Below are 22,814 nucleotides of genomic sequence, written 5' to 3'. Positions count from 1 at the left end.
ATAGGTTGTGTTATTAATTTAAATTAATTGTTCCTGCCAATTCTTTTAGAGCAATTTCAGATAATTTAGCTTGAAACTGTGCATTACTGTTGCGCACTTTTGCATTCACATAATTCAATTGTGCAGTTCTAAATTCTAAGGTAGTAATTGTTCCTATTTTAAATTTATCTAATGTAATTGCTAAATTCTGTTTAGCAATAGCTTCATTTTTTTCTTCTAAACTGATTAATTCCATATTGGTTAAATAAGTTTGAAATGAAGTCGCTAATTGTGATTGTAAGGCTAAATTTTGTTGCTCAATAGTGAGCTTTGAATTGTCGATTTGGAGTTGCGCAATTTTTTCATTGCGGTGCTGAGAAAATCCATCAAACACATTTACAGCAGCACTAAAACCATAGTTGAATCCACGTGCCGATGTTGCAGTAGCAAACCCTAAACTAGCCTGTGTATCAGCAAAATTATACCCGGTGTTCAATTTTAAGCTAGGATAACGATTAGCTCTCACTTGTTTCAACTGAAGTTCAGCAACTCTTTGTGCTATAATTTGTGCTTCTAATTGGGGATTTTGTTTTTCTGCCAAAGCGGTTAATTCAGGAAGTAGTAGTCCTGAATCTACTGTAATAGTATCAATTACTTCGAAATCCGTTTTGGTATCCCTTGCTAAAATTTGATTGAATAGAATCTTTGTATTGGCATACAATTCTTTCTGCTTTAGTAGGGTTACTTTATCAGTATTTAAATCGACTTGAGCATTTAAAACTTCTAATTTAGATGCTTTCCCAATAACAAAACGGTTTTGAGCTAATGCTAAACGTTGATTGGAAATCACAATGGTTGAATCCAAAGCTTTCAGCTGTTGCTGTTGTTGAACCAAATCAAAATAAGTATTTGTTACAGCACTAATTTTGGTTAAAATGGTTTGTTTTAACTGGGCTTCGCCTAATTTTTGTAATTCTTTTAATTGGTCTAATTTGGCAAACATTTTGAATCCGTCAAATACCGTCCAATCTAAATTAACCCCATAATTCAAACTGTTATTTTTAGCATTGTCTAACGAATTCACAACCCCACTTTGTAAAGTCTGCGAGCTGTTTTGAACACGATTATTGGCAGTTACTGAAGCGGCTAGAGTAGGTAACATTCCTGCATTACCAATAGCTACATTTGTTTTGCTAATAAGAGAATTGTTCGAAGCTATTTTTATTTCGTAATTGTTCTCCAATGCTGTTTTTACTGCATTTTCAAGTGTCATTACTTTTTGTGCTTTAGCATTGCTAAAACCCAATACAATACAACTTATTATGATGAATTTATAGTGTTTCATATTTATTTACTTTCTTGTTCATATTCGTTAATATGATCAAATTCAGGATAATGTTTGCGGGCTTTGGACCACATTAAATACAAAGCTGGAATAACGAATAACGTTAAAATTAAAGAGAAAACAGTTCCGCCGACAATAACTACCCCCATTCCAATTCTACTATTAGAAGCTGCTCCCAGAGACAAAGCAATTGGCAAAGCTCCTAAAGCAATAGCTAAACTAGTCATTAAAATTGGTCGGAGACGCGCTTCTGATGCTTCTAAAATAGCCTCTAATTTTGGTTTTCCTTGTTCACGCAATTGATTGGCAAATTCCACAATCAAAATTCCGTTTTTAGTTACTAAACCAATTAACATTACGGTTCCAATTTGGCTAAAAATATTCCAAGTTTGATTGAACAACCATAACGAGAATAAAGCTCCTGCAACAGCCATTGGCACTGTTAAAATGATAATCATTGGGTCAACAAAACTTTCAAATTGTGCCGCAAGAATTAAGAATATCAATACTAATGCTAATCCAAATGCAAAAGAAGTGTTGGAACTACTTTCTACAAAATCTCTCGATTCTCCGCCTAAATCAGTAGTAAAACTATCGTCTAAGACTTTGGCTTTGATTTCGTTCATGGCATCGATTCCGTCACTGATACTTTTTCCTGGAGCCAATCCTGCCGAAACTGTAGCCGACATATATCGATTATTATGATACAATTGCGGTGGGTTACTTTGTTCTTCAATTTTGATTACATTGTCCATTTGAATCAACTCACCTTTATTGTTTTTAACATACATGGAAGTCAAATCCAAAGGTTTTGCTCGGTCATTTTTTTTGAATTGACCAATTACTTGGTATTGTTTTCCATTACGAATGAAGTATCCAAAACGTTGTCCACTTAAAGACAATTGTAAGGTCTGTGCTACATCGATTACAGAAATCCCTAAACTTTCTGCTTTTTCTCTATCGATAGTCACATTAATTTCGGGCTTGTTGAACTTTAAGTTAACATCTGTAGTCGAAAAAGTTTCATTTTTGGCTGCTTCTTCCATAAACAATGGAATTTTTTCTCTTAATTTTTCAAAATTCGGTGCTTGAATAATATACTGAATAGGTAAGCCTCCACGTCGGTTTACAGCAATGGTCGGTTGCTCTAAAACTGCCGTTTTTGCCTCCGAATAATTGTTAGTCCATTTGGTTAACTTCTCAGCGATTTCTTTTTGTTTTAACTTTCTTTCTTCAGGTTGTACCAAAGAAATTCGTACTCTACCACTGTTCACCGTAGAAGCTCCAAATCCAGGAGAAGTGATTACTAAAGACACTTTTTTTTCTGGAATCGAATCGTCAATCAATCTCGAAATTTCCTGCATGAAACGATCGGTGTAATCATACGAAGCTCCTTCTGGCATGGTGATACTCATCATCATTCCACTACGATCATCATAGGGAGCTGTTTCCTTTTTCAATAGATTGAAAAATAAATAAATCAATCCAAAACAAACAATCAAAATAGGAAAACTCAACCATTTCTTTTTCATGAAACGTTCCAATGCATTAGCATAACCACTATTCAATTGTTGGAAGTAAGGTTCAGTCAGATTATAAAATTTAGACTTTTCTTGTTTGCCGCCTTTCATCAAATAGGCATTCAACATTGGTGTAAGCGTCAATGAAACAAAAGCCGAAACTAACACGGCAGCACCAATTACCACTCCAAACTCTCGAAATAATCGACCCACAAATCCTTCTAAAAATATTACAGGTAAGAATACTGCGGCTAAGGTGATAGAAATCGAAATGACTGCAAAGAAGATTTCGTTAGATCCCTTGATGGCTGCTTCGATTGGTGACATGCCTTCTTCCACTTTTTTGAAGATATTCTCAGTCACTACAATTCCATCATCTACCACTAAACCTGTTGCTAAAACAATAGCCAATAAAGTCAATACATTAATAGAGAATCCAAAGAGCCACATGATAAAAAACGTAGCAATTAAAGATACTGGAATATCAATTAAAGGTCGAAATGCAATAGCCCAATCTCTGAAAAATAAATAGATAATTAACACTACCAATAGAATAGAAATCCCTAATGTTTCCGCAACTTCTATTACTGATTGTTTAACAAAAATAGTGTTGTCAATAACAATGTTTAAGTGAATATCTTTCGGTAAGTCCTTTTTAAATCGTTGGTATTCTTTATAAAATGCAGTAGCAATATCTAAATAATTAGCACCAGGACGTGGTACAATTGCCACACCCACTAATGGAACGCCTGATTGCATCATTTTAGTTTCAACATTTTCAGGTCCAATCTCAGCTCTACCAATGTCACTAAAACGAACAATTTTTCGCCTTCTGAACGAATGATAATATTATTAAATTCTTCTGCTTTTGACAGATTACCAATCGTTCTAACGGTCAATTCGGTATTAGCTCCTGTAATTTTACCTGAAGGTAATTCTACGTTTTGTTTGCTTAATGCAGATCGAACTTCGGAAACGGTACAGCCATAAGACGCTAATTTTACAGGATCAATCCACAAACGCATAGCGTAACGCTTTTGACCCCAAATTTGGATACCGCTGACACCTGGAATGGTTTCCAAACGTTGTCCAATAACATTTTCGGCAAAATCACTTAATTCCAATTCATTTCTGGTATCACTTTGAATGGTCATTGAAATGATAGCATCACTATTGGCATCTGCTTTAGAAACGACAGGTGGTGCATCAATATCTTGTGGCAAACTACGTGTTGCTTGAGAAACTTTGTCACGCACATCATTCGCCGCTTCTTCTAAATCTTTGTTCAAGTTAAATTCAACAGTAATATTACTACTTCCTTGAATACTTGAAGAAGTCACGTTACGAATTCCGTCAATAGAATTGATGGCTTTTTCTAAAGGTTCGGTAATTTGCGACTCAATAATATCGGAATTGGCTCCCGTATAATTAGTACGAATAGAAACTTGAGCAGGATCTATAGAAGGAAATTCTCGAACTCCTAAAAAACTGTATCCTATCAGTCCAAACAAAATTATGGTTAGGTTGATAACAATAGTAAATACAGGTCTTTTTATGCTTAAGGTGGATAAACTCATTTCTGATTTTTTAATGAAGAGTTAGTATTAAATCCTTATTTTATTTTTACTACAATAGGTGCTTCGTCTTTTAATGACATTACGCCTGAAGTCAATACAGTATCTCCAGCTTTTAAACCTTCAAGCACTAAGATAGAAGCATCGGTTCGTGTAGCAGTTTCTACCATCACTTCTTTCGCCATTCCTTTATTGGCAATAAATACTTTTTTACCCTCTTGAACAGGAATAATTGCCTCCGTTGGAATTACCACGGCATCTTTGATAATGTCTAAAGGCAATTGAACGTTAGCAAAAGTTCCTGGTAATAATTTCCCATGGATGTTGTCTGCTAAGGCACGAACTTTTAAAGTTCGAGTAGCAATTTCAACTTCGGGTTCAATGGCATAGATTTTTGCAGAATACGACTCATTAGAACCTGTTACCTTGAAAGAAATAGTAGCGTTCTTTTTTACTTGAGAAGCGTATTTTTCAGGAATAGAAAAAGTGATTTTAAGTTGACCAATGTTGACTAATTTAGCAACCAAAAGGGTAGGAGTAACGTAGGTTCCTGGCGAAATGGAACGCAATCCAATCTTTCCAGAAAATGGTGCTCTCACCGATGTCTTTTCAATTTGTGCTTGAATCAATTGACTTTGTGCTTGTGCTGATTTGAAATCGGCTCTAGCCACATCGTATTCTTCTTGGCTGATAGCTTCTTTTTGTAATAATAGTTTGGCTCTTCTTTCGTTTTCAGAAGCTAAGCTTTCTTTTGTTTTGGCTTGTGCTAATTGGGCTTTTAATTCAATATCATTGACTTTGAATAGTACTTGTCCTTTGGCAACATTGCTACCTTCTTGGAAATAAATATTTTTAACAATTCCCGAAACTTCAGAACGAATCTCCACTTGTTCATTCGCTTCAATCGAACCTGAAAGTGCTAAATTATTATCAAATGTTTGTAAACGAACGACTGTTCCACTTACTGTAATGGGTTGTTTGTCTTTTTCCTTGTCTTTTGGACCTTTAGCGTCGCTGTTTTTTGTAATTCGGTAACCAATTAGGCCTACTAATCCTATAATTAGTAAGGAGTAAACTAGAGTTTTTATTTTCATAATTATTGATAAATCTATTATTATAGTGTCATTTTAACGCAATTGACAAATTTAGAACATTGGAATTAATTTTAAGCTAACTTAAAGTTATTATTTTTAATCTATGCCTAGTCAATACAGATATTAACTAATATAATTCCAAATATTTTTCTTTTTGGTCATTTCGATGAACACACTTCGCATTGTAGCATGTTCCGGTTTTTGCATACTAGTATCGTCTCGGAGTAATTTTATCGCATAATTTCTAGCTAGCATCAAAATATCTCTGTCTTTTACAATATCGGCTATTTGAAGATTCAAAACACCGCTTTGTTGCGTTCCCATCAAATCGCCTGGACCACGTAATTTCAAATCGACTTCGGCAATTTCAAAACCGTCATTCGTACTCACCATAGTTTCCATACGGGTTTTGCTATCCGAACTCAATTTGTGGCTCGTCATTAAGATGCAATAACTTTGTTCAGCGCCACGTCCCACACGACCGCGCAATTGATGCAGTTGAGATAAACCAAAACGCTCGGCACTTTCAATAATCATCACGCTGGCATTGGGAACATTAACACCAACTTCAATCACTGTTGTAGCTACCATAATATTCGTTTTTCCTTCGACAAAGCGCTTCATTTCGGCATCTTTATCAGCAGGTTTCATTTTACCATGTAAAATAGAAATGGAATACTGTGGTAATGGAAAATCACGTGAAATACTTTCGTAACCGTCCATCAAATCTTTGAAATCCATTTTTTCTGATTCCTGAATTAATGGATACACAATATAAATTTGTCTGCCTAAAGCGATTTCGTCTTTTAAGAACTTCCATACCTTGAGTCGATTACTATCAAATCGATGTACGGTTTGAATCGGCTTTCGTCCTGGAGGTAATTCGTCAATGACTGAAATATCCAAATCTCCATACAAACTCATGGCTAACGTACGCGGAATAGGAGTGGCAGTCATCACTAAAACATGTGGCGGTATTATAGCCCCACCAACCTCCCCAGAAGGGAGGCTTTCCAAGATTGAGGTTATTTTTTTTAAAACAGTTTCAGTATTGTGAATTACTTCTTCGTTAGTAAAACGAATTACTTTAAAACCAATCTCATTTAATATTGTAGTTCTTAATTCATCTGCCTCTCTCTGTTCTGTGGTATTATGATAACCACCATCAACTTCAATAATTAAATTTTTTTCCAAACAAATAAAGTCAACTATAAAAATATCTATAATATGTTGTCTTCTAAATTTGAAATTTAGATTTTTATCTCTAAGACATTCCCAAAGAATATTTTCGGCTTGGGTACTCTTTTTTTTATTTTCGTTTTTAAGCTCTTTTAAAAGTGTGTAAACTGAAGGCCTTGCCGTTTGATATTTTTTCAAGACACTTTCGGTTTCCCCTCTTTTGGAGGGGTCAGGGGAGGCCTTTTTCCACAATTTAGAACGTTGCTCTACGCCAAAGCGATGTTGCTCATCGATAACGGCTAATCCTAAATTCTTAAACTGCACTTTGTCTTCTAATAAAGCATGGGTTCCGATAAGAATATGTAAACTTCCGTCTTCCAGTGCTTCATGGATTTTTTTTCGTTCAGCAGTTTTGGTTGAACCTGTTAATAATTGAATATTGATATTGGCAGTCTTCGCCAATTCAGAGAGTCCTAAAAAATGCTGATTGGCTAATATTTCGGTAGGCGCCATCAAACACGCTTGATAGCCGTTGTCAATTGCCAAAAGCATACTCATAAAGGCTACAATGGTTTTTCCTGAACCTACATCACCTTGTAATAACCGATTCATTTGAGCGTTACTTCCCATATCGGTGCGGATTTCTTTAATCACTCTTTTTTGGGCATTGGTTAGCTCAAAAGGCAAATGGTTTTTATAAAAATCATTGAAATGATGTCCGACATTGGTAAAAGGATGTCCTTTTATTTTGTGTTTCTGAATCAGGTTTTTGGTAATTAATTGCAACTGAATAAAGAATAGTTCTTCAAATTTCAATCGGAATTGGGCTTTCGCCAAAGCTTCTGAACTTTTAGGGAAATGAATATTGAATAAGGCTACTTTCTTAGGAATTAGCTTTAATTCGTCCAGCAAATAGTCGGGCAAGGTTTCTGAAAACAAATTTTGTGTTTCTAGAAATAATTGCTGCATCATTTTGATGATTACCCTATTCGAAACACCTCGATTTGCCAAAGTTTCGGTAGAAGGATAAATGGCTTGCATGGCTGAACGTAAGTTTTTTTGGTGTTCGCTAAGCATTTCCATCTCGGGATGTGCCATGTTGAACGTTCCATTAAACGAAGTACATTTTCCAAAAATAACGATGACTTCATTCAACTTTAAACTTTCTCGAATCCATTTGTGACCTTGGAACCAAACCAATTCCATTTGGCCTGTATCATCCACAAAAGTAGCGACCAACCGTTTTTTGTTTTTGCCAAATTCCACCGTTTTAATATGGATGATTTTTCCAATAATTTGGACTTCAGAAACGGTGTTTTGCAACTCGTTAATTTTATAATAACGCGTTCTGTCTATGTAGCGATTCGGAAAGAAATTAACTAAATCTCCATACTTGAAAATCCCCAATTCCTTACGCAAGAGTTCGCCCCGATTGGGACCCACGCCTTTAAGGTATTCTATTGGAGTTTGTAGAAGATTTTGCTGCATACTGCGAAGATAGTTTTTTGTTTGGAAACTAGAAAATAGCGTTTGAAAATGATATATTTGAAAAAAATTAAACCCAGCACAATGATACTCGACACTCTTGAAAATTCCCATCTATATAATTCTATTTCTAAACGAATTGCTAAAGGCTTTGACTTTTTACTACATACTGACTTAGAAGCAATTCCTTCAGGTAAACACGATATCGAAGACGATACTATTTTTGCCTTGGTACAAGAATACCAAACCAAACCCCTGATCGAATGTAAACTAGAAAGTCATAAAAAATACATTGATATTCAGTATGTGATTCGTGGCGAAGAATTGATGGGAGTAACTACCAAAAGCAATCAAACAATTCTGGAACAAAATGAAGAAAAAGATTATACTTTTTATGAAGGAGCTACTTCTTTAGTGCGCGTTTCAAAAGGAATGTTTACCATCTTCTTTCCAGATGATTTACACCAACCTTGCGTTCAAGCAGGATCGGCTTCCGAAGTGAAGAAAGTAGTGATCAAAGTCTTAATTCAATAAATTGGTCCGAAACTTCGGGATCCAATATCGTAAATCTACCATCGCAAATCGTAAATTATTATGACAACTCATCTCGCTTTACTTCGTGGCATCAATGTTTCTGGACACAATATGATTAAAATGGAGTCGTTAAAAACCACTTTGGAAAACATCGGTTTTCAAAATGTGACGACTTACATTCAATCAGGGAATGTGTTTGTAACGACTGAAGAAGAAAATTCTGCTAAAGTAGGTTTCCTGATCAAACAAGAAATATTCAAAGCCTTTGGTCATGAAGTACCTGTAGTAGTGATTGCAAAAACCGATTTAGAAGGGTGTTTGGCAAACAATCCCTATTTGAAAGAAAAAGACTTGGATACCAAAAAATTGTACGTGGCTTTTGTGTCGATTGGGTTACGAAACGACTCGATTAATGATTTAAAAATGAGTCAAGTGAAACCCGATGAGGCTCATATTGACGCCAATAGAATCTATATTAAGTATGCTGTAGGAGCAGGAAAAACAAGATTGGATCAAAAGTATATTGAGAAAAAACTCAATGTTACGGCGACTATTCGCAATTGGAATACGGTGACGCAGTTGTTGGAAATGTATAATGCGTTTGATTAACCAATATCTTGTCCCTACGGGACAATGTTTCTTATTTTGATACCTGTTACCACTATTGCATCGCTACGCGATTAGGTGTTACCATATATTTTTTTATGATACTTGCTCCGTTAGGAGCAAAATATTGGTAATAAAATAAGTAGAATCAAGAGTCCCGTAGGGATGATATTTTTTGAACTACCACGCGAAGGAATTAGCTTCGCTGAATTTCATTTCGTGCGGCAACGAGGGTAAAGTTAAAGTGTTATTTTAATCTTCTACTTTTATGTAAATCAATTCAGCGTTCCCACAAACAATTTCCGTTCTTCCAAGTTGAGTTTCTTCCCCCGTATTCATCTGTCTTAGCGTACCATTGTTTTTATTAATACCAAACCACCAAATTTGATTGTCTGAAAATACAAATTCATATGAATAAATACTTTCATGCATACTTTTAGAAAACTTTATACCTTCTTGTTTAATCAATTTTAATTCTTTTGTTATTTTATTTTGGTCGTAAAACAGGAATTTATTTTTATTTATGATTAATATCCTATCATTTAAAGAATCTTTGTAATTTTCGAATCCCCAATTTGAACCAGTTTCTTTAAGTTTCCATTTTCCATTAATGCTTTCTATTAACTTTATCCTAGCAATTGGTTTTAAGGAATCGGATTTTATTTTAGCGATTTTACCTAAATCATTATTTGGATTTAATTCATTTACAAACTGAAAGACTCCTGCAGCACTAGAATATTCTAAATTTTTTAGATGTTCCTTTGCTTCATCAAACATTTTTTTTTGATATTCTGGAGATTTCCATTCTTGTGACCAAGATTGACAGAAAACTAATAAAATTAGTATTAGAATATATTTTTTCATAATTTCTAACATAGGTTTTATGAGTTGTTTTAAATAAATCTGTAAAGGAATTTCGATTGGGATCAAAGTGCAGTTACAGGGCGTTTCAAATATAACAAATTATTTTATTCTACCACAACTGTCCCACTTCTTGCTTAATCAAATCTAAGGCAGCATAAGTAGGTGCCGTTTTGTCCACCAAACTACTCACTATAAATTCTCTTAAATCAGCAGCGGTTTGTACTTTTTCGTTTTGAGCGGCAATTCGAATCATTTGAATTGTAGCATTCTTAGCCGTTTGAATAATGGACCAACATTCGCCAGAAACATAAATTTGTTGGCTTAAATTGTGTTCAAATTCTTGTTGGATTTGGTCAATAATAAAATTCTCATATTCGTTTTTATCATTGGAAACAGGAGTGTTGCGCAATAGTATTTGTGCTGGATGAATACGTTCCATTAACAAGGTCAATCGTTCGTAAGCTTGTAAACGCAAGGGTAAAAGGTCTTTTTTGTTTTCTTTTTGTAATAACCAACGACGAATTTTCTCTTGATCTTTGAAATAGTTATCAAATAAAAAATAAGCAACACCACCTGTTACTAAAGAAGGGAGAGTATATCCAAGGATTTCAAGTATTTTGACTGTTTCCATTTGTTTTTTTCTATTTTTGAAACACAAAAATACGCTTTTTGATTGTGCAACGAAAGATTTTTTCGCCTAACAATTAATTTCTAATACGTCAGTTCGAGTGGTTTTTGTGTAACAAAGTGAAGCAAAAAATGTATCGAGAACCTATAAAATACTTACTACTTCTCGATACAATTTAAAAATAAAAGCTAACGCATTTCTTTTAAAATCACTCGAAGTGACGCAAAAGGATATTTAAAAATAATTTGAACCAATCCATTATGGAAAATTATATTATTATTTTATTGTGTTTTGCTGCCTTTTTTGCAGGATTTATTGATGCTGTTGTAGGCGGTGGTGGATTAATTCAAACCCCAATGGGATTGATTTTGTTACCTAATTTACCTGTTTCAACGGTAGTAGGTAGTTTGAAAATCCCTGCTTTTAGCGGAACCTCATTTGCGGCCTACCAATACTTGAAGAAAGTAGATATGAATTGGAAATTGTTATCCATTATGATGCTGTTAGCTTTTCCATCGGCATTTTTAGGATCTACTTTATTGACTTATGTGAGTAATGATTTCATGAAACCTATTTTGTTAGTAGTACTTTCTTTTTTAGTGGTGTATACCTATGCCAAGAAAAATTTCGGTCAACAAATAGAAAAGAATATTTCCTCGAAAAGACAACTAATCAATGCTATAAGCATCAGTTTTGTAGTGGGATTGTATGATGGTTTTATCGGTCCTGGAACCGGGAGTTTTTTAGTAGTGGCGTTTATCGCCTTGATGGGCTTTGATTTTTTACATGCCTCTGCCAATGCTAAAATGGTGAATTTAGCAACCAATTTTGGTTCGATTTGTTTGTTTTTTATCAAAGGAAAAATCATTTGGGCTATTGCTATCCCGATGGCATTTAGCAATGCGCTAGGTGGTTTTTTAGGCGCTAAACTAGCTATCAATAAAGGGAATAACTTTATTCGAATCTTCTTCTTGGTGGTGGTGATTGGGACGTTAATTCGTTTTGGATACGATGTTTTTTGTAAGTAATTTAATTTAAAGATGCTTCATTTTTTCTCCTCGAATAATTATTTCATTTGCCCGTTTAACATTTTCTTCTGTTCTTGTAACTAATTTTACGAAGTGTAATTTTAGTTTCTCTTTCTCATTTTCAAAATCTTCTACAATTATTTTTAAAATATTTTTTTCATTTACTAAATATTCATCGTAATCAGCAATTACTTGTTCATTGTCAATCTGGAAAATTACAGAACCGATTAATGAACTTAGATATTTTGCTTTTAAATTATTTAAAGAAATTAAAGGAATAGGGCTGAAATTATAATTGTCTTTTGTCTTAATAAAAATCTTTTCATAGTATTTAATATGGTCAATTTCAATTTCACCTTTTTCAACATTCATTGATTCAATTCCATTTGGGTTTATAGCGAAAAGATTCATTTTTTTCATTAAAGTTCCATTAATATAAACTGCTGGTTTTTTAGTAAAATTCAATCGAGGTTTACTTTAAACCACTCTTATTATGGAATCATTCATAGAATAGGGTTTTAAAAAATTAACCCCAGGAACTTTTCCAGTTAGTACTTGCGAATAAGAAGCTGCTATGACTAATAGCATCACGGAAAGAATTATTTTTTTCATAATCAAAAATTATAATGGAATAAATATATACATTTATTTTCTAAACGGAGTTACAATTTGTGAATTTGCGGTTTAGCCAAATGGTTAATAAATTTATATATTCTTAGTTTTTTGCTATTCAAAACCTCATTCGAAATGCCTATTTTTGCTTTTAATAATATAAATTTCCAATGCAGCACTATATTGATCAACTGAACGAAGCGCAACGCGAACCCGTACTTCAAAAAGACGGCCCAATGATTATCATTGCGGGGGCAGGTTCTGGTAAAACCCGTGTGTTGACTATTCGAATTGCGTATTTGATGCAACAGGGAATTGATGCCTTCAATATTCTGTCATTGACATTTACCAACAAAGCGGCACGCGAAATGAAAAATCGTATTGCGTCTATCGTTGGAGCTAGTGAAGCTAAGAATCTTTGGATGGGAACTTTTCACTCGGTTTTTGCGCGTATTTTGCGTTCTGAGGCCGAACATTTAGGCTATCCTTCCAATTTTACCATTTACGATTCTCAGGATTCGGTGCGTTTGATTTCGTCGATTATCAAAGAAATGCAATTGGATCGCGATATTTACAAGCCAAAACAAGTGTTGAGTCGTATTTCGACCTATAAAAATAGTTTGATTACTGTAAAAGCGTATTTCAATAATCCCGAATTACAAGAAGCCGACGCCATGTCCAAAAAGCCGCGTTTGGGCGAAATTTATCAAAATTATGTCGAGCGTTGTTTCAAAGCAGGAGCCATGGATTTTGATGATTTATTATTGAAAACCAATGAGTTATTGACTCGTTTCCCAGAAATATTAGCCAAATACCAAAACCGTTTTCGGTATATTTTGGTGGATGAGTACCAAGATACGAATCATTCTCAATATTTGATTGTGCGTGCTTTGTCAGACAAATTCCAAAATATTTGTGTGGTAGGAGATGATGCGCAAAGTATTTACGCGTTTCGAGGAGCGAATATTAATAATATTTTGAATTTTCAGAAGGATTATGATAATGTAAAAACCTTTCGTTTGGAACAAAATTACCGTTCGACACGAAATATTGTGGAGGCGGCGAATACTATTATCGACAAGAATAAAACCAAGTTGGATAAGATTGTTTGGACTGCCAATGATTTTGGTCCCAAAATAAAAGTACATCGCAGTTTGACTGATGCCGAAGAAGGGCGTTTTGTTGCGAGTACGATTTTTGAACAAAAGATGCACAACCAGTTGAACAATGGACAATTTGCTATTTTGTACCGTACCAACGCACAATCGCGTGCTATGGAAGATGCTTTGCGTAAACGCGATATTCCGTACCGAATTTATGGCGGACTGTCTTTTTACCAAAGAAAAGAAATTAAAGATGTTCTGTGTTATTTGCGTTTGATCATCAACACTAAAGACGAAGAAGCTTTGATTCGTGTGATTAATTATCCCGCTCGAGGAATAGGAGATACTACCGTCGAAAAGTTGACCATTGCAGCCAATCATTATAAGCGTTCGATTTTTGAAGTCATGCAAAACATCGATAAAATCGACTTGAAATTGAATGCAGGTACTAAACAAAAATTGACTGATTTTGTGAATATGATCAAGAGTTTTCAGATTATCAACGAAAACCAAGATGCGTTTTACATTACCGATCATGTAGCAAAGAAAACAGGCTTAGTGCAAGAATTGAAGAAAGACGCTACACCTGAGGGAATGACTAAAATCCAAAACATTGAAGAATTACTTAATGGTATCAAGGATTTTACTGAAGGACAAAAAGAAATTGATGGTGCGCGTGGTGCCTTGTCTGAATTCTTGGAAGATGTGGCTTTAGCTACTGATTTAGATAAAGATACCAGTGACGAAGACCGTGTGGCTTTGATGACAATTCACTTAGCCAAAGGACTAGAGTTTCCACACGTGTTTGTAGTGGGAATGGAAGAAGATTTGTTTCCGAGTGCGATGAGTATGAGTACTCGTTCGGAGTTGGAAGAAGAACGTCGTTTGTTCTATGTAGCTTTGACTCGCGCGGAGCATCAGGCCTATTTGACTTATGCGCAATCACGTTACCGCTGGGGAAAACTAACGGATAGTGAACCTTCTCGATTTATTGAAGAAATTGACGGACAATATTTAGAATATTTAACGCCTGCCGAATCGAATTATCGCTATAAACCAATGATTGATAGTGATATTTTTGGTGATGTGGACATATCCAAATTACGATTAGCCAAACCGGTATCAGGAACGCCTCCTAAATACATTACGGATAATGAACCTAAGCCAGATAGTCCAATTCGTAGACTGAAACCAGTAGCAGGAAATGCTCCTAATTCTGGCAATGCCAATTTATTTGATAATAAATTAGTGGCTGGAAATATCGTGATGCACGAACGTTTTGGCAAAGGCGAAGTAATCAATATGGAGGGTGTTGGTGCGGATAGAAAAGCTGAAATTCGTTTTGAAGTAGGAGGGATTAAAAAATTGTTACTTCGCTTCGCGAAATTGGAGATTATTGGGTAATAAATTTATATTCTTTATGTCAGTTCGAGTGTTTTTTGTGTAGCGAAGCGAAACAAAACTTCTCGATACAATTTTTATAAAAAGCTAACGCATTTTATAAAAATCACTCGAAGTGACGTTTGTTTTAAACTACTAAATATACATTTATTTTACTCGTCAGTTCGAGTGTTTTTTGTGTAGTGAAACGGAACAAAAAATGTATCGAGAACCTTTTAAAGACAGATATAATGAAACAGTCTTTCGTATATATTCTAAAATGCGCTGATAATTCCTATTATACTGGTGTAACTAGTAACTTGACTCAACGTATATTTCAGCATGAAATAGCATTTTATCCCGATTGTTATACCGCAAACAAAAGACCAGTACAATTAGTTTACTACTGTGAATTTACGGATATAAATTTTGCAATAGAAACTGAGAAAAAAATTAAAAAATGGTCTAGAGCTAAAAAAGAAGCTTTGATTAATGAAGAGTTTGACAAACTTCCTAACTTAGCTAAAAAGAAATTTTGATAGATTAAAGATACTATCTATAATAAAGCTTCTCGATACAATTTTAAATAAAAAAGCTATCGCATTTCTATTTAAAATCACTCGAAGTGACGGGTATAAAAGATAATTAATGTGAAATTGAATTTACTCGTCAGTTCGAGTGTTTTTTGTGTAGCGAAGTGGAGCAAAAAATGTGTCAAAAAATTAAATAATTATTAAACTATGGCTGAATTTATAAAAATATACCCAGATAAACCGAGTGAAGCGGCTATTGCCAAAGTGGTAAAAGTCTTGAAAGAGGGTGGTTTAGTCATTTACCCAACCGACACGGTGTATGGTTTGGGGTGTGATATTACCAATACAAAGGCTTTAGAGCGCATTGCTAGAATTAAAGGAGTGAAATTAGAGAAAGCTAATTTTTCATTTATCTGTCACGATTTGAGTAATTTATCTGATTATGTGAAGCAAATTGACACGGCTACTTTTAAAATCTTAAAAAGAGCGTTACCAGGTCCTTATACCTTTATTTTACCAGGAAGTACGAATTTGCCAAAGGAATTCAAAAAGAAAACTACTGTGGGTATCCGTGTGCCGGATAATTCCATTGCTTTAGAAATAGTCCGCCAATTAGGAAATCCTATTGTATCGACTTCTATTCATGATGAGGATGATGTTATTGAATATACAACTGATCCAGAATTGATATTTGAGAAATGGCAGAACCTTGTAGATATGGTTGTTGATGGAGGATATGGAGATAATACAGCTTCTACCATAATTGATTTATCCGGACATGAACCGATTGTTATTAGGGAAGGAAAAGGAGATTTAGATATACTTTAGATTGTTATGTATAACTAATTGTATTTTAAAATTTTACATAAAAAAAACGTCTTGATATTCAAGACGTTTTTTTTATGTAATGAGAACAAAATTATTTTTGTTGTTTCTTCATTTCTTTTTCTACCATTTCGTAGAATTGGTCAATTTTAGGCAATACCACAATACGAGTTCTTCTATTACGAGCTTTGTTTTCAGCAGAATTATTTTCTACTAATGGCACATAAGAACTTCTACCAGCAGCAATCAATTGAGAAGGTTTAACACCTAAGCTGTTAGTTAATACACGTACAATTGAAGTAGAGCGTTTTACGCTCAAATCCCAGTTGTCAAGCAAAATACCACTTCCTGCAAAAGGAACATTATCTGTATGTCCTTCTACCATACATTCAAAATCAGGTTTGTCATTGATTACCTTAGCTACTTTAGCTAAAACACCTTTTGCTTTGTCAGTTACTTCATAGCTACCGCTTTTAAATAATAATTTATCAGCAATAGAAATGAAAACTACTCCTTTTTCTACATTGATTTCGATATCCGGATCAGACAAACCAACAGCACTTTTTAAACTTGTAACTACTGCTAATGTTACGCTGTCTTTTTTGGTTAAAGCATCTTGCATTCTGCTAATTTTTAAATCTTTCTCTTTGATAGATTCTAATGCTTTTTCAATATTTTGAGCTCCTTTAGTTGACAAAACTGCCATTTCTTTAGAAGTCTCCATTAAGTTTTTATTTTGGTCTTTTAGAGCAACCGCAGTAGCTGATAATGCAGCTTTTTCTTCTAAACAAGAATTTAATTTAACAGTACATGTGTTTAATAAATCTTGAGTTTCTTTGTTTTTAGCTTCTAGCTCAGCATATTTCTTTTTAGAAATACAAGAACTTAAAAGCGCCAATACTGATAAAGCAATTACAACTTTTTTCATAAATGATGATTTTATTGGATTATTTGATTTGTAGCAAATTTAGTTTTTATAATTTATTTGAACATAATTAAATCGTTAAAAAAACGAATTTTCTTTACGAAGTAACTATAAACGATACTTTTTGTGATATAGTATTCTGATCGTTGAAAATCACTTCTCTTTTTGAAATTTTCGGAATAGCGTGAGTAAAAAGCAGCATGTGCTTTTAAAATAGCTAAAAAGTGATTGAATTTACCTTTCAAAAGAAACTGAATTCCAGCAATTCCGTCTAAAACCATTCGGATAAAAAGTACTTTGTAGAGGTCTTTCTCTGGGAGGTTTTTGGTTAACATCAATAATGAATTTCTAAAATTCAATTCTGTTTTCTTTGGATTGCCTTGCTGTAGAGTTGCCCCTCCAACATGGTACACTTTGGATTCAAATAGGTATTGTATCGAGTACCCTTTATTGATTGCTCTCCAGCACAAATCGATTTCTTCTTGGTGTGCAAAAAAGGAAGTGTCAAACCCATTTAATTCTTTATAAACGGCACTTCTAATAAAAAAACAAGCACCTGATGCCCAAAAAATCTCTTGATTGGAATCGTATTGTCCGTTGTCTTTTTCTAGCGTATCAAAGATACGTCCGCGACAAAATGGATAACCGTATTGATCAATAAAGCCTCCTGCAGCACCAGCATATTCAAAATAGTCTTTATTTTTGAAGTCTAAAATCTTAGGCTGTATAATGGCAGTTGTAGGCTCGTTTTGAAAAGTATTAATTATTGGCTGTAGCCAATTTTCAGTTACTTCAATATCCGAATTCACTAAAGCATAAATATCAGCTTCAATGTGCTGTAATGCTTCGTTATAGCCACCTGCATAGCCGGTATTGGTAGAATTAACGACTATTGAAACCGTTGGAAAATTAGCGCTAACAAAAGCAACAGAATCATCTGTAGAAGCATTGTCTGCAACATATACAGTAGCTTCTTTAGAAAACTGAACCACTGAAGGCAAAAACTGCTCTAGTAATTGTTTTCCGTTCCAGTTAAGAATAACAACAGCTACTTTCATTTAAATTGTATTGGATTGGTAATTGGGTAATTCGTGTAAAAATTGGTATTTCTCATTTTCAAAATCCATTTGACAAAAGTAATGATTCAAACCATTGGTTACCATTAAATAATCCGATTTTAGAGTCATATTATACCGAGCTATTTGGTCAAAAGTACTTTGAGAAATGGTCACTTCGGGTGCTTTACATTCAATTAAGATAAAGATGGAACCATCTGAATTGTATACTACAACATCATATCTTTTTCGCAAACCATTGACTTTTAAAACTTTTTCAACATTAATTAATGATATTGGATAGTTTTTTTCAGCAATTAAAAATTGAACTACGTGTTGGCGCACCCATTCTTCGGGAGTAAGAATTATAAATTTTTTCCGGATAGCATCAAAAATAGACACTTTATTTTCGCTATTTTTGAAACGGAAAGAATAGGATGAAAAATTCAATTGTTGCATACAACAAAATTACTATTTTAAAATTCAATTTTCCGAATAAACGCATAACCAAAACAACTTTTTGTGGACGAAGTAGTAAAAATTGTAAATGACATCAAGGCAGGAAACATCAAACCAATCTATTTTTTGATGGGTGAAGAGCCGTATTATATTGATAAATTATCTGATTTCATTGAGCAAAATGTTTTGTCTGAAGAAGAAAAAGGATTTAACCAAACCGTTTTGTACGGTCGTGACGTGTCAATTGATGATATAGTTTCTACTGCCAAGCGTTATCCAATGATGGCAGAACGACAAGTGGTTATTGTAAAAGAAGCGCAAGAATTATCCCGTACTATTGATAAGATTGAAAGTTATGCTGAAAATCCAATGGAATCGACTGTTTTAGTATTTTGCTACAAATACAAGACCTTGGATAAACGTAAGAAAGCCACCAAATTATTGTCTCAAAAAGGTCTCGTTTACGAAAGTAAAAAACTATATGAAAATCAAGTTAGCGATTGGATTAAACGGGTTTTAGCGGGTAAAAAATATTCGATTGAGCCTAAAGCGGCTGCGATGTTAGTCGAGTTTTTAGGAACCGATTTGAGTAAAATTAATAACGAATTAGAAAAATTACAGATTATTCTTCCTGTTGGAAGTACCATTAATCCCCAACATATTGAAGAGAACATCGGTTTCAGTAAGGACTTTAATAATTTTGAATTGCTGAATGCATTGGGTTCACGCAATCAAGCCAAAGCCTTTCGTATTGCACACTATTTTGCAAATAATCCTAAGGCAAATCCATTGGTCGTTACTACAAGTACTGTTTTTGGTTTTTTTGTAAAAATCCTAAAATACCATGGATTGAAAGATAGAAACCCAAAAAATGTTTCAGCTGTTTTAGGAGTAAGTCCTTATTTTTTGAAGGATTATGATGTGGCTTTGAAAAATTACCCTATGAAAAAAGTGAGTCAAATTATTGCTTCCTTGAGAGATATAGATGTCAAGAGTAAAGGAGTAGGCGCTACTATGACACAATCAGATTTGTTAAAAGAAATGCTGTATAAAATTTTTAATTAGCACTAAATTTAGATATTTGCACGACCAAAAAAATAAAATACCACAAGTTATGGGAATGAATAAAAATACCATTTTAGGATGGGCTACTTTACTAATGATTATCATGGGGTTGTTATTGATAGGCTTAGGCGCTTTTCGATATGACGATGTTGCAGGTTGGGGATTTGCCGCTGTAGGAATTGGTTTTTTAGCTAATGCCTGGGTTTTTAGTTCGTTAAAAGGACGCGTATAGTTCCTTTATTTGAATTGCTGATTACCAAATTTCTTGGTTTCAACTCTTTTTTCTTTTACCTGTAAGACAAAATTACTTTCATTTATTGTTTCGGATGTGGCTTGGATATTGATATTGTTTGATACAATAGTAACATATTCTGAAATTCCGTTTTTTTCTAAAGTTATAGTATAATTATTTTTGGGAACGTAAAAAATAAATTTTCCAGATTCATCAGTCTTGGTATAATATGTATTTCCGGATTTGTCTGTCAATACCACTGAAAGTCCAGCTACTTTTTGATTGATTGGAAATGAATTCTCAGTAGATGAATAGCGTATATTGCCTTTAATAGTACTTGTTCTATTCAATCCGATTGCGATTTTTGTAGATTTTTCAATTTTAATTTTTTGCATCGGTGCATGCCATTCATTTGAATTAATAGTTCGTATTTCATAGAAACCCGCAGGAAGTTTTTTGTATTTTATAATTCCAAACTCATTTGTTTTAAACGCTTTGTCATTTATAAGTACTAACTGATTAATAGCAGGTTTATTATTTGAGTCTGACATTCCATTTCCTGTGGTGTCATAAAACAGATACAGTTCTAAATCGCTTTTATTAGCATTAACTTGTATAGGATTAAATCGCTTAACCAAACCGAATTGTATTGTATTCATCGGTTGAAAGCTATTGGAATAATCGCTGTAGAAATTATTTACAAAAAAACTTAAGTCTTTACTACAATCAAAATCAATTCGGCTATTAGATTGCAATGTGTTGGCTATAAAACTATTTTTAGAATACATCACTCCCGCACGAAGTCGTAATTTTTTATTGAATAAAGTCAGTTGTATTGAAGGAGTAATTATAAAGTTAAAATAGGTTTTTTCGGTTTGTTGTTGAAGCGCTATAATTTCACCAAGATAAAAATTATTGTATTGATAATAGCTTGTTAAATTGAAGTATTTCCAAGTATAATTAAGACTTGTTTTAAAATGAATTTGCTGTTTAGAATCTAAATTAGTATTGAATAAACCGCCTTCTAAAGACAGATTAATATTTTGATTATTCTTGAAATAACTTCCGTTCAAGTTGATTCTATTGGCTTCCATAGTAAACTCTTGAAATAAGTTACTAGTTATGGTTTGTTCTGTTTTCTTTTCAAAGAGAGTTGTAAAAGATACAGATAAAAATAAGGAATTAAATCGTTTTGAAATCCCGGTGCTCAGTTGTGTATTTGAAAATTCCGAAGGCAGATATGAGGAGACTTGTATAGTTTTAGGTGCAAATGAAAAATGGTTTGCACTAAACCACAAAGCATATTTTTCTAGACTTAAATTTATATTTTCATTCAAGTTGAGCGCCCCGCTTTTGATTCCTGCGAAATAAGCAGTGCTAAAATAATTCAAACTACTATAAAAAAGCTGAGTTGTTTTACCATGAAAATTGACTTCGGCTGCGGCACCTAATTCATGATTTTTAGTTGCTGAAGCATATACAGTACTCAAAGCACTACCTGTTTGCAATGAAAAATGCGGGCTTTGAACAATAGAAAATTGTGAAGAAACCAATGTCTTTTGAATACCTTCATTTAAGTCATTATCAAATAAAACAGAAGTTTTATATCCTTTATCCCAACCTTCTTTATTAGTAAAGCTAAACCAAGCTGATTGTCCTGATGATGGGGTTGAAAAATCGATAATCGAATAGGATTTTTCGACTAATCCCGCTTCAATTTTATTGTTAGCGGATGTCTTATAAAAGGTTTCAATTCCACGTCCTATCAAATTGAGGTCGTTAAACTTAGCCACATTTCCTACTTGTACGCCAAACATTTTTTCTTTATAACCCAACCATGTATTTCTCATAAAAGTTTGATTGGATTCTTCCCACCAATTAACGTCCAGATTGGTATATAAACTTCCCTTGTTACTATCCATTTGCGCATTGGCATACAAAGCCATTACACTTTGATTGTTATTACTTGTTTGCCGACTTGCTATAATTTGATTGACGGGTCTAAAACCGTTAGCATAATCAGTAACAAATTCAGGTACATAACGTCTGTTTTGTTTGATGGGGTTCGCACGAACATTGGCAATACCAACTATATCTCCATTCTGGTATAATGACCGAATAGCAATTGAGAATTCTTCTTGTTTTAGGATTTCTCGAGTGATTTCCTTTTTCAAAACGATCAAAGAATCAGTATGTGCTTTGATAGTAATAGCGATATTTTCAATCCTATTTTTAGAGACAAATTCGGGATAGTTAGCAATAAGAGTAATAGTTTGGGTTGAATTACCTTCATTTACCATTCGAATGGGAATTCGGAGGCTATCGCCAATTTGTTCGTAAAGCAAATTGGTTTCTTGTAGCACCATTTTGACCAATCGTTTTTCTTTAATGATTACGGGTAATGAGGTACTGATTTTTTCTTTTGTTGTAGTACATGTAAAATGCGCTTCTAAATTAGCAGGTGATTCAGAAGTAGCAGAAGTAGTAATTAAAGTTTTAATCGCTATAAACAAACTATCTTTTGGTTTTAAGACAATGGCTTTGGGATGTGGCTGAACAACAAATAAGTTTTCTGTAGTACTTACCACTTCCAGATTTCCTTCAATAGATTGATTTGATTTGTTTTTAAGTTTGACAATAGCCTCGAATACACCATTCCCATTCGTTTTTTCTTTATTTTCTACAAATGAAATTGTGACTGAATTGGTTTGTGCTTGTACAGAAAATAATGAAAAAAAGAATACTATTTGGACAATAATACTAGCTAAATGATGACGCATTTTTCAGAA

18 protein-coding genes and 1 pseudogene are annotated in these 22,814 nt (G+C 33.8%); 8 read left to right on the top strand and 11 right to left on the bottom strand.

Translation table 11 applies throughout. The features are described from left to right. Nucleotides 1-13: 13 nt before the first annotated feature. The 4 genes and pseudogenes from RMR09_RS11100 to RMR09_RS11085 all read right to left on the bottom strand — a co-directional run bounded on the left by RMR09_RS11100 (nt 14) and on the right by RMR09_RS11085 (nt 8,179). On the bottom strand, nt 14-1,324 hold the full coding sequence (locus tag RMR09_RS11100) for a TolC family protein (RefSeq protein WP_310595869.1): 1,311 nt from the start codon (nt 1,322-1,324) through the stop codon (nt 14-16). 2 nt (nt 1,325-1,326) lie between these two features. Continuing rightward, a pseudogene (locus tag RMR09_RS11095) lies at nt 1,327-4,421 on the bottom strand (efflux RND transporter permease subunit). 35 nt (nt 4,422-4,456) lie between these two features. Next, nucleotides 4,457-5,512: an efflux RND transporter periplasmic adaptor subunit gene (locus RMR09_RS11090; protein WP_310595868.1), complete on the bottom strand. Its 1,056-nt coding sequence runs from the start codon at nt 5,510-5,512 to the stop codon at nt 4,457-4,459. Nucleotides 5,513-5,635: 123 nt separating this feature from the next. Next, complete coding sequence (locus RMR09_RS11085; RefSeq protein ID WP_310595867.1) at nt 5,636-8,179, bottom strand: DUF559 domain-containing protein; 2,544 nt, start codon at nt 8,177-8,179, stop codon at nt 5,636-5,638. Nucleotides 8,180-8,260: 81 nt separating this feature from the next. Here RMR09_RS11085 and RMR09_RS11080 point away from each other — a divergent pair, with 81 nt between their 5' ends. Together RMR09_RS11080 and RMR09_RS11075 are read left to right on the top strand one after the other, a co-directional pair. Continuing rightward, nucleotides 8,261-8,710 (top strand): YhcH/YjgK/YiaL family protein, encoded by a 450-nt coding sequence (locus RMR09_RS11080; RefSeq protein WP_310595866.1) that lies wholly within the window; start codon nt 8,261-8,263, stop codon nt 8,708-8,710. A 60-nt stretch (nt 8,711-8,770) separates the two neighbouring features. After that, entirely contained in the window at nt 8,771-9,319 is a 549-nt protein-coding gene (locus tag RMR09_RS11075) for a DUF1697 domain-containing protein (protein WP_310595865.1), read from the top strand. 249 nt (nt 9,320-9,568) lie between these two features. Here RMR09_RS11075 and RMR09_RS11070 read toward each other — a convergent pair whose 3' ends face one another. Together RMR09_RS11070 and RMR09_RS11065 are read right to left on the bottom strand one after the other, a co-directional pair. After that, nucleotides 9,569-10,180, bottom strand: a complete 612-nt coding sequence (locus RMR09_RS11070) for a hypothetical protein (RefSeq protein ID WP_310595864.1) — start codon at nt 10,178-10,180, stop codon at nt 9,569-9,571. A 109-nt stretch (nt 10,181-10,289) separates the two neighbouring features. Beyond that, on the bottom strand, nt 10,290-10,811 hold the full coding sequence (locus RMR09_RS11065; RefSeq protein ID WP_310595863.1) for a hypothetical protein: 522 nt from the start codon (nt 10,809-10,811) through the stop codon (nt 10,290-10,292). Nucleotides 10,812-11,068: 257 nt separating this feature from the next. On the opposite strand from RMR09_RS11065, the gene RMR09_RS11060 reads away from it, so the two are divergent. After that, nucleotides 11,069-11,836, top strand: coding sequence for a TSUP family transporter (locus tag RMR09_RS11060; protein ID WP_310595862.1), 768 nt, complete (start codon nt 11,069-11,071; stop codon nt 11,834-11,836). Between the two features lie 6 nt (nt 11,837-11,842). Here the strand turns inward: RMR09_RS11060 and RMR09_RS11055 are convergent, their stop codons facing one another. Beyond that, the gene (locus RMR09_RS11055) at nt 11,843-12,301 is read right to left on the bottom strand and encodes a hypothetical protein (RefSeq protein WP_310595861.1); all 459 of its coding nucleotides are present in this window, start codon (nt 12,299-12,301) and stop codon (nt 11,843-11,845) included. 317 nt (nt 12,302-12,618) lie between these two features. Between RMR09_RS11055 and RMR09_RS11050 the strand changes: the two genes are divergently transcribed. The 3 genes from RMR09_RS11050 to RMR09_RS11040 all read left to right on the top strand — a co-directional run bounded on the left by RMR09_RS11050 (nt 12,619) and on the right by RMR09_RS11040 (nt 16,292). Further along, nucleotides 12,619-14,955 carry a UvrD-helicase domain-containing protein gene (locus tag RMR09_RS11050; protein WP_310595860.1) on the top strand — a complete coding sequence of 779 codons (2,337 nt, stop codon included), beginning with the start codon at nt 12,619-12,621 and terminating at the stop codon, nt 14,953-14,955. Nucleotides 14,956-15,182: 227 nt separating this feature from the next. Next, a complete protein-coding gene (locus RMR09_RS11045; protein WP_310595859.1) occupies nt 15,183-15,470 on the top strand; it encodes a GIY-YIG nuclease family protein in 288 nt (95 codons plus the stop codon). A 201-nt stretch (nt 15,471-15,671) separates the two neighbouring features. Further along, nucleotides 15,672-16,292: an L-threonylcarbamoyladenylate synthase gene (locus tag RMR09_RS11040; protein WP_310595858.1), complete on the top strand. Its 621-nt coding sequence runs from the start codon at nt 15,672-15,674 to the stop codon at nt 16,290-16,292. 91 nt (nt 16,293-16,383) lie between these two features. On the opposite strand, the gene RMR09_RS11035 is transcribed toward RMR09_RS11040, so the two are convergent. Genes RMR09_RS11035 through RMR09_RS11025 form a run of 3 tightly spaced genes read right to left on the bottom strand, consistent with a single transcriptional unit; the run spans nt 16,384 to nt 18,728 of the window. Then, nucleotides 16,384-17,217 (bottom strand): OmpA family protein, encoded by an 834-nt coding sequence (locus RMR09_RS11035; protein WP_310595857.1) that lies wholly within the window; start codon nt 17,215-17,217, stop codon nt 16,384-16,386. 53 nt (nt 17,218-17,270) lie between these two features. Then, a complete protein-coding gene (locus RMR09_RS11030) occupies nt 17,271-18,272 on the bottom strand; it encodes a glycosyltransferase family 2 protein (RefSeq protein ID WP_310595856.1) in 1,002 nt (333 codons plus the stop codon). Further along, a complete protein-coding gene (locus RMR09_RS11025) occupies nt 18,273-18,728 on the bottom strand; it encodes a type I restriction enzyme HsdR N-terminal domain-containing protein (protein ID WP_310595855.1) in 456 nt (151 codons plus the stop codon). It abuts the gene before it with no gap. A gap of 63 nt (nt 18,729-18,791) precedes the next feature. Here RMR09_RS11025 and holA point away from each other — a divergent pair, with 63 nt between their 5' ends. Beyond that, nucleotides 18,792-19,793 (top strand): DNA polymerase III subunit delta, encoded by a 1,002-nt coding sequence (holA, locus tag RMR09_RS11020; RefSeq protein WP_310595854.1) that lies wholly within the window; start codon nt 18,792-18,794, stop codon nt 19,791-19,793. 49 nt (nt 19,794-19,842) lie between these two features. Then, nucleotides 19,843-20,025, top strand: a complete 183-nt coding sequence (locus tag RMR09_RS11015; protein ID WP_310595853.1) for a CAL67264 family membrane protein — start codon at nt 19,843-19,845, stop codon at nt 20,023-20,025. A gap of 5 nt (nt 20,026-20,030) precedes the next feature. On the opposite strand, the gene RMR09_RS11010 is transcribed toward RMR09_RS11015, so the two are convergent. Continuing rightward, entirely contained in the window at nt 20,031-22,805 is a 2,775-nt protein-coding gene (locus tag RMR09_RS11010; RefSeq protein WP_310595852.1) for a carboxypeptidase-like regulatory domain-containing protein, read from the bottom strand. Nucleotides 22,806-22,814 lie beyond the last annotated feature (9 nt).

It is taken from the genome of Flavobacterium sp. (assembly GCF_031537875.1).
Lineage (GTDB): Bacteria > Bacteroidota > Bacteroidia > Flavobacteriales > Flavobacteriaceae > Flavobacterium.
This window is presented reverse-complemented; position numbering and strand designations above follow the sequence as displayed.

What these genes read in the sequence shown, in the direction of transcription:
- RMR09_RS11080 (WP_310595866.1), top strand. Translation starts at nt 8,261, where the DNA reads ATGATACTCGACACTCTTGAAAATTCCCATCTATATAATTCTATTTCT.
- RMR09_RS11075 (WP_310595865.1), top strand. Translation starts at nt 8,771, where the DNA reads ATGACAACTCATCTCGCTTTACTTCGTGGCATCAATGTTTCTGGACAC.
- RMR09_RS11010 (WP_310595852.1), bottom strand. Translation starts at nt 22,805, where the DNA reads ATGCGTCATCATTTAGCTAGTATTATTGTCCAAATAGTATTCTTTTTT.
- RMR09_RS11090 (WP_310595868.1), bottom strand. Translation starts at nt 5,512, where the DNA reads ATGAAAATAAAAACTCTAGTTTACTCCTTACTAATTATAGGATTAGTA.
- RMR09_RS11065 (WP_310595863.1), bottom strand. Translation starts at nt 10,811, where the DNA reads ATGGAAACAGTCAAAATACTTGAAATCCTTGGATATACTCTCCCTTCT.
- RMR09_RS11050 (WP_310595860.1), top strand. Translation starts at nt 12,619, where the DNA reads ATGCAGCACTATATTGATCAACTGAACGAAGCGCAACGCGAACCCGTA.
- RMR09_RS11025 (WP_310595855.1), bottom strand. Translation starts at nt 18,728, where the DNA reads ATGCAACAATTGAATTTTTCATCCTATTCTTTCCGTTTCAAAAATAGC.
- RMR09_RS11045 (WP_310595859.1), top strand. Translation starts at nt 15,183, where the DNA reads ATGAAACAGTCTTTCGTATATATTCTAAAATGCGCTGATAATTCCTAT.
- RMR09_RS11100 (WP_310595869.1), bottom strand. Translation starts at nt 1,324, where the DNA reads ATGAAACACTATAAATTCATCATAATAAGTTGTATTGTATTGGGTTTT.
- RMR09_RS11015 (WP_310595853.1), top strand. Translation starts at nt 19,843, where the DNA reads ATGGGAATGAATAAAAATACCATTTTAGGATGGGCTACTTTACTAATG.
- RMR09_RS11030 (WP_310595856.1), bottom strand. Translation starts at nt 18,272, where the DNA reads ATGAAAGTAGCTGTTGTTATTCTTAACTGGAACGGAAAACAATTACTA.
- RMR09_RS11035 (WP_310595857.1), bottom strand. Translation starts at nt 17,217, where the DNA reads ATGAAAAAAGTTGTAATTGCTTTATCAGTATTGGCGCTTTTAAGTTCT.
- RMR09_RS11085 (WP_310595867.1), bottom strand. Translation starts at nt 8,179, where the DNA reads ATGCAGCAAAATCTTCTACAAACTCCAATAGAATACCTTAAAGGCGTG.
- RMR09_RS11070 (WP_310595864.1), bottom strand. Translation starts at nt 10,180, where the DNA reads ATGAAAAAATATATTCTAATACTAATTTTATTAGTTTTCTGTCAATCT.
- RMR09_RS11060 (WP_310595862.1), top strand. Translation starts at nt 11,069, where the DNA reads ATGGAAAATTATATTATTATTTTATTGTGTTTTGCTGCCTTTTTTGCA.
- RMR09_RS11040 (WP_310595858.1), top strand. Translation starts at nt 15,672, where the DNA reads ATGGCTGAATTTATAAAAATATACCCAGATAAACCGAGTGAAGCGGCT.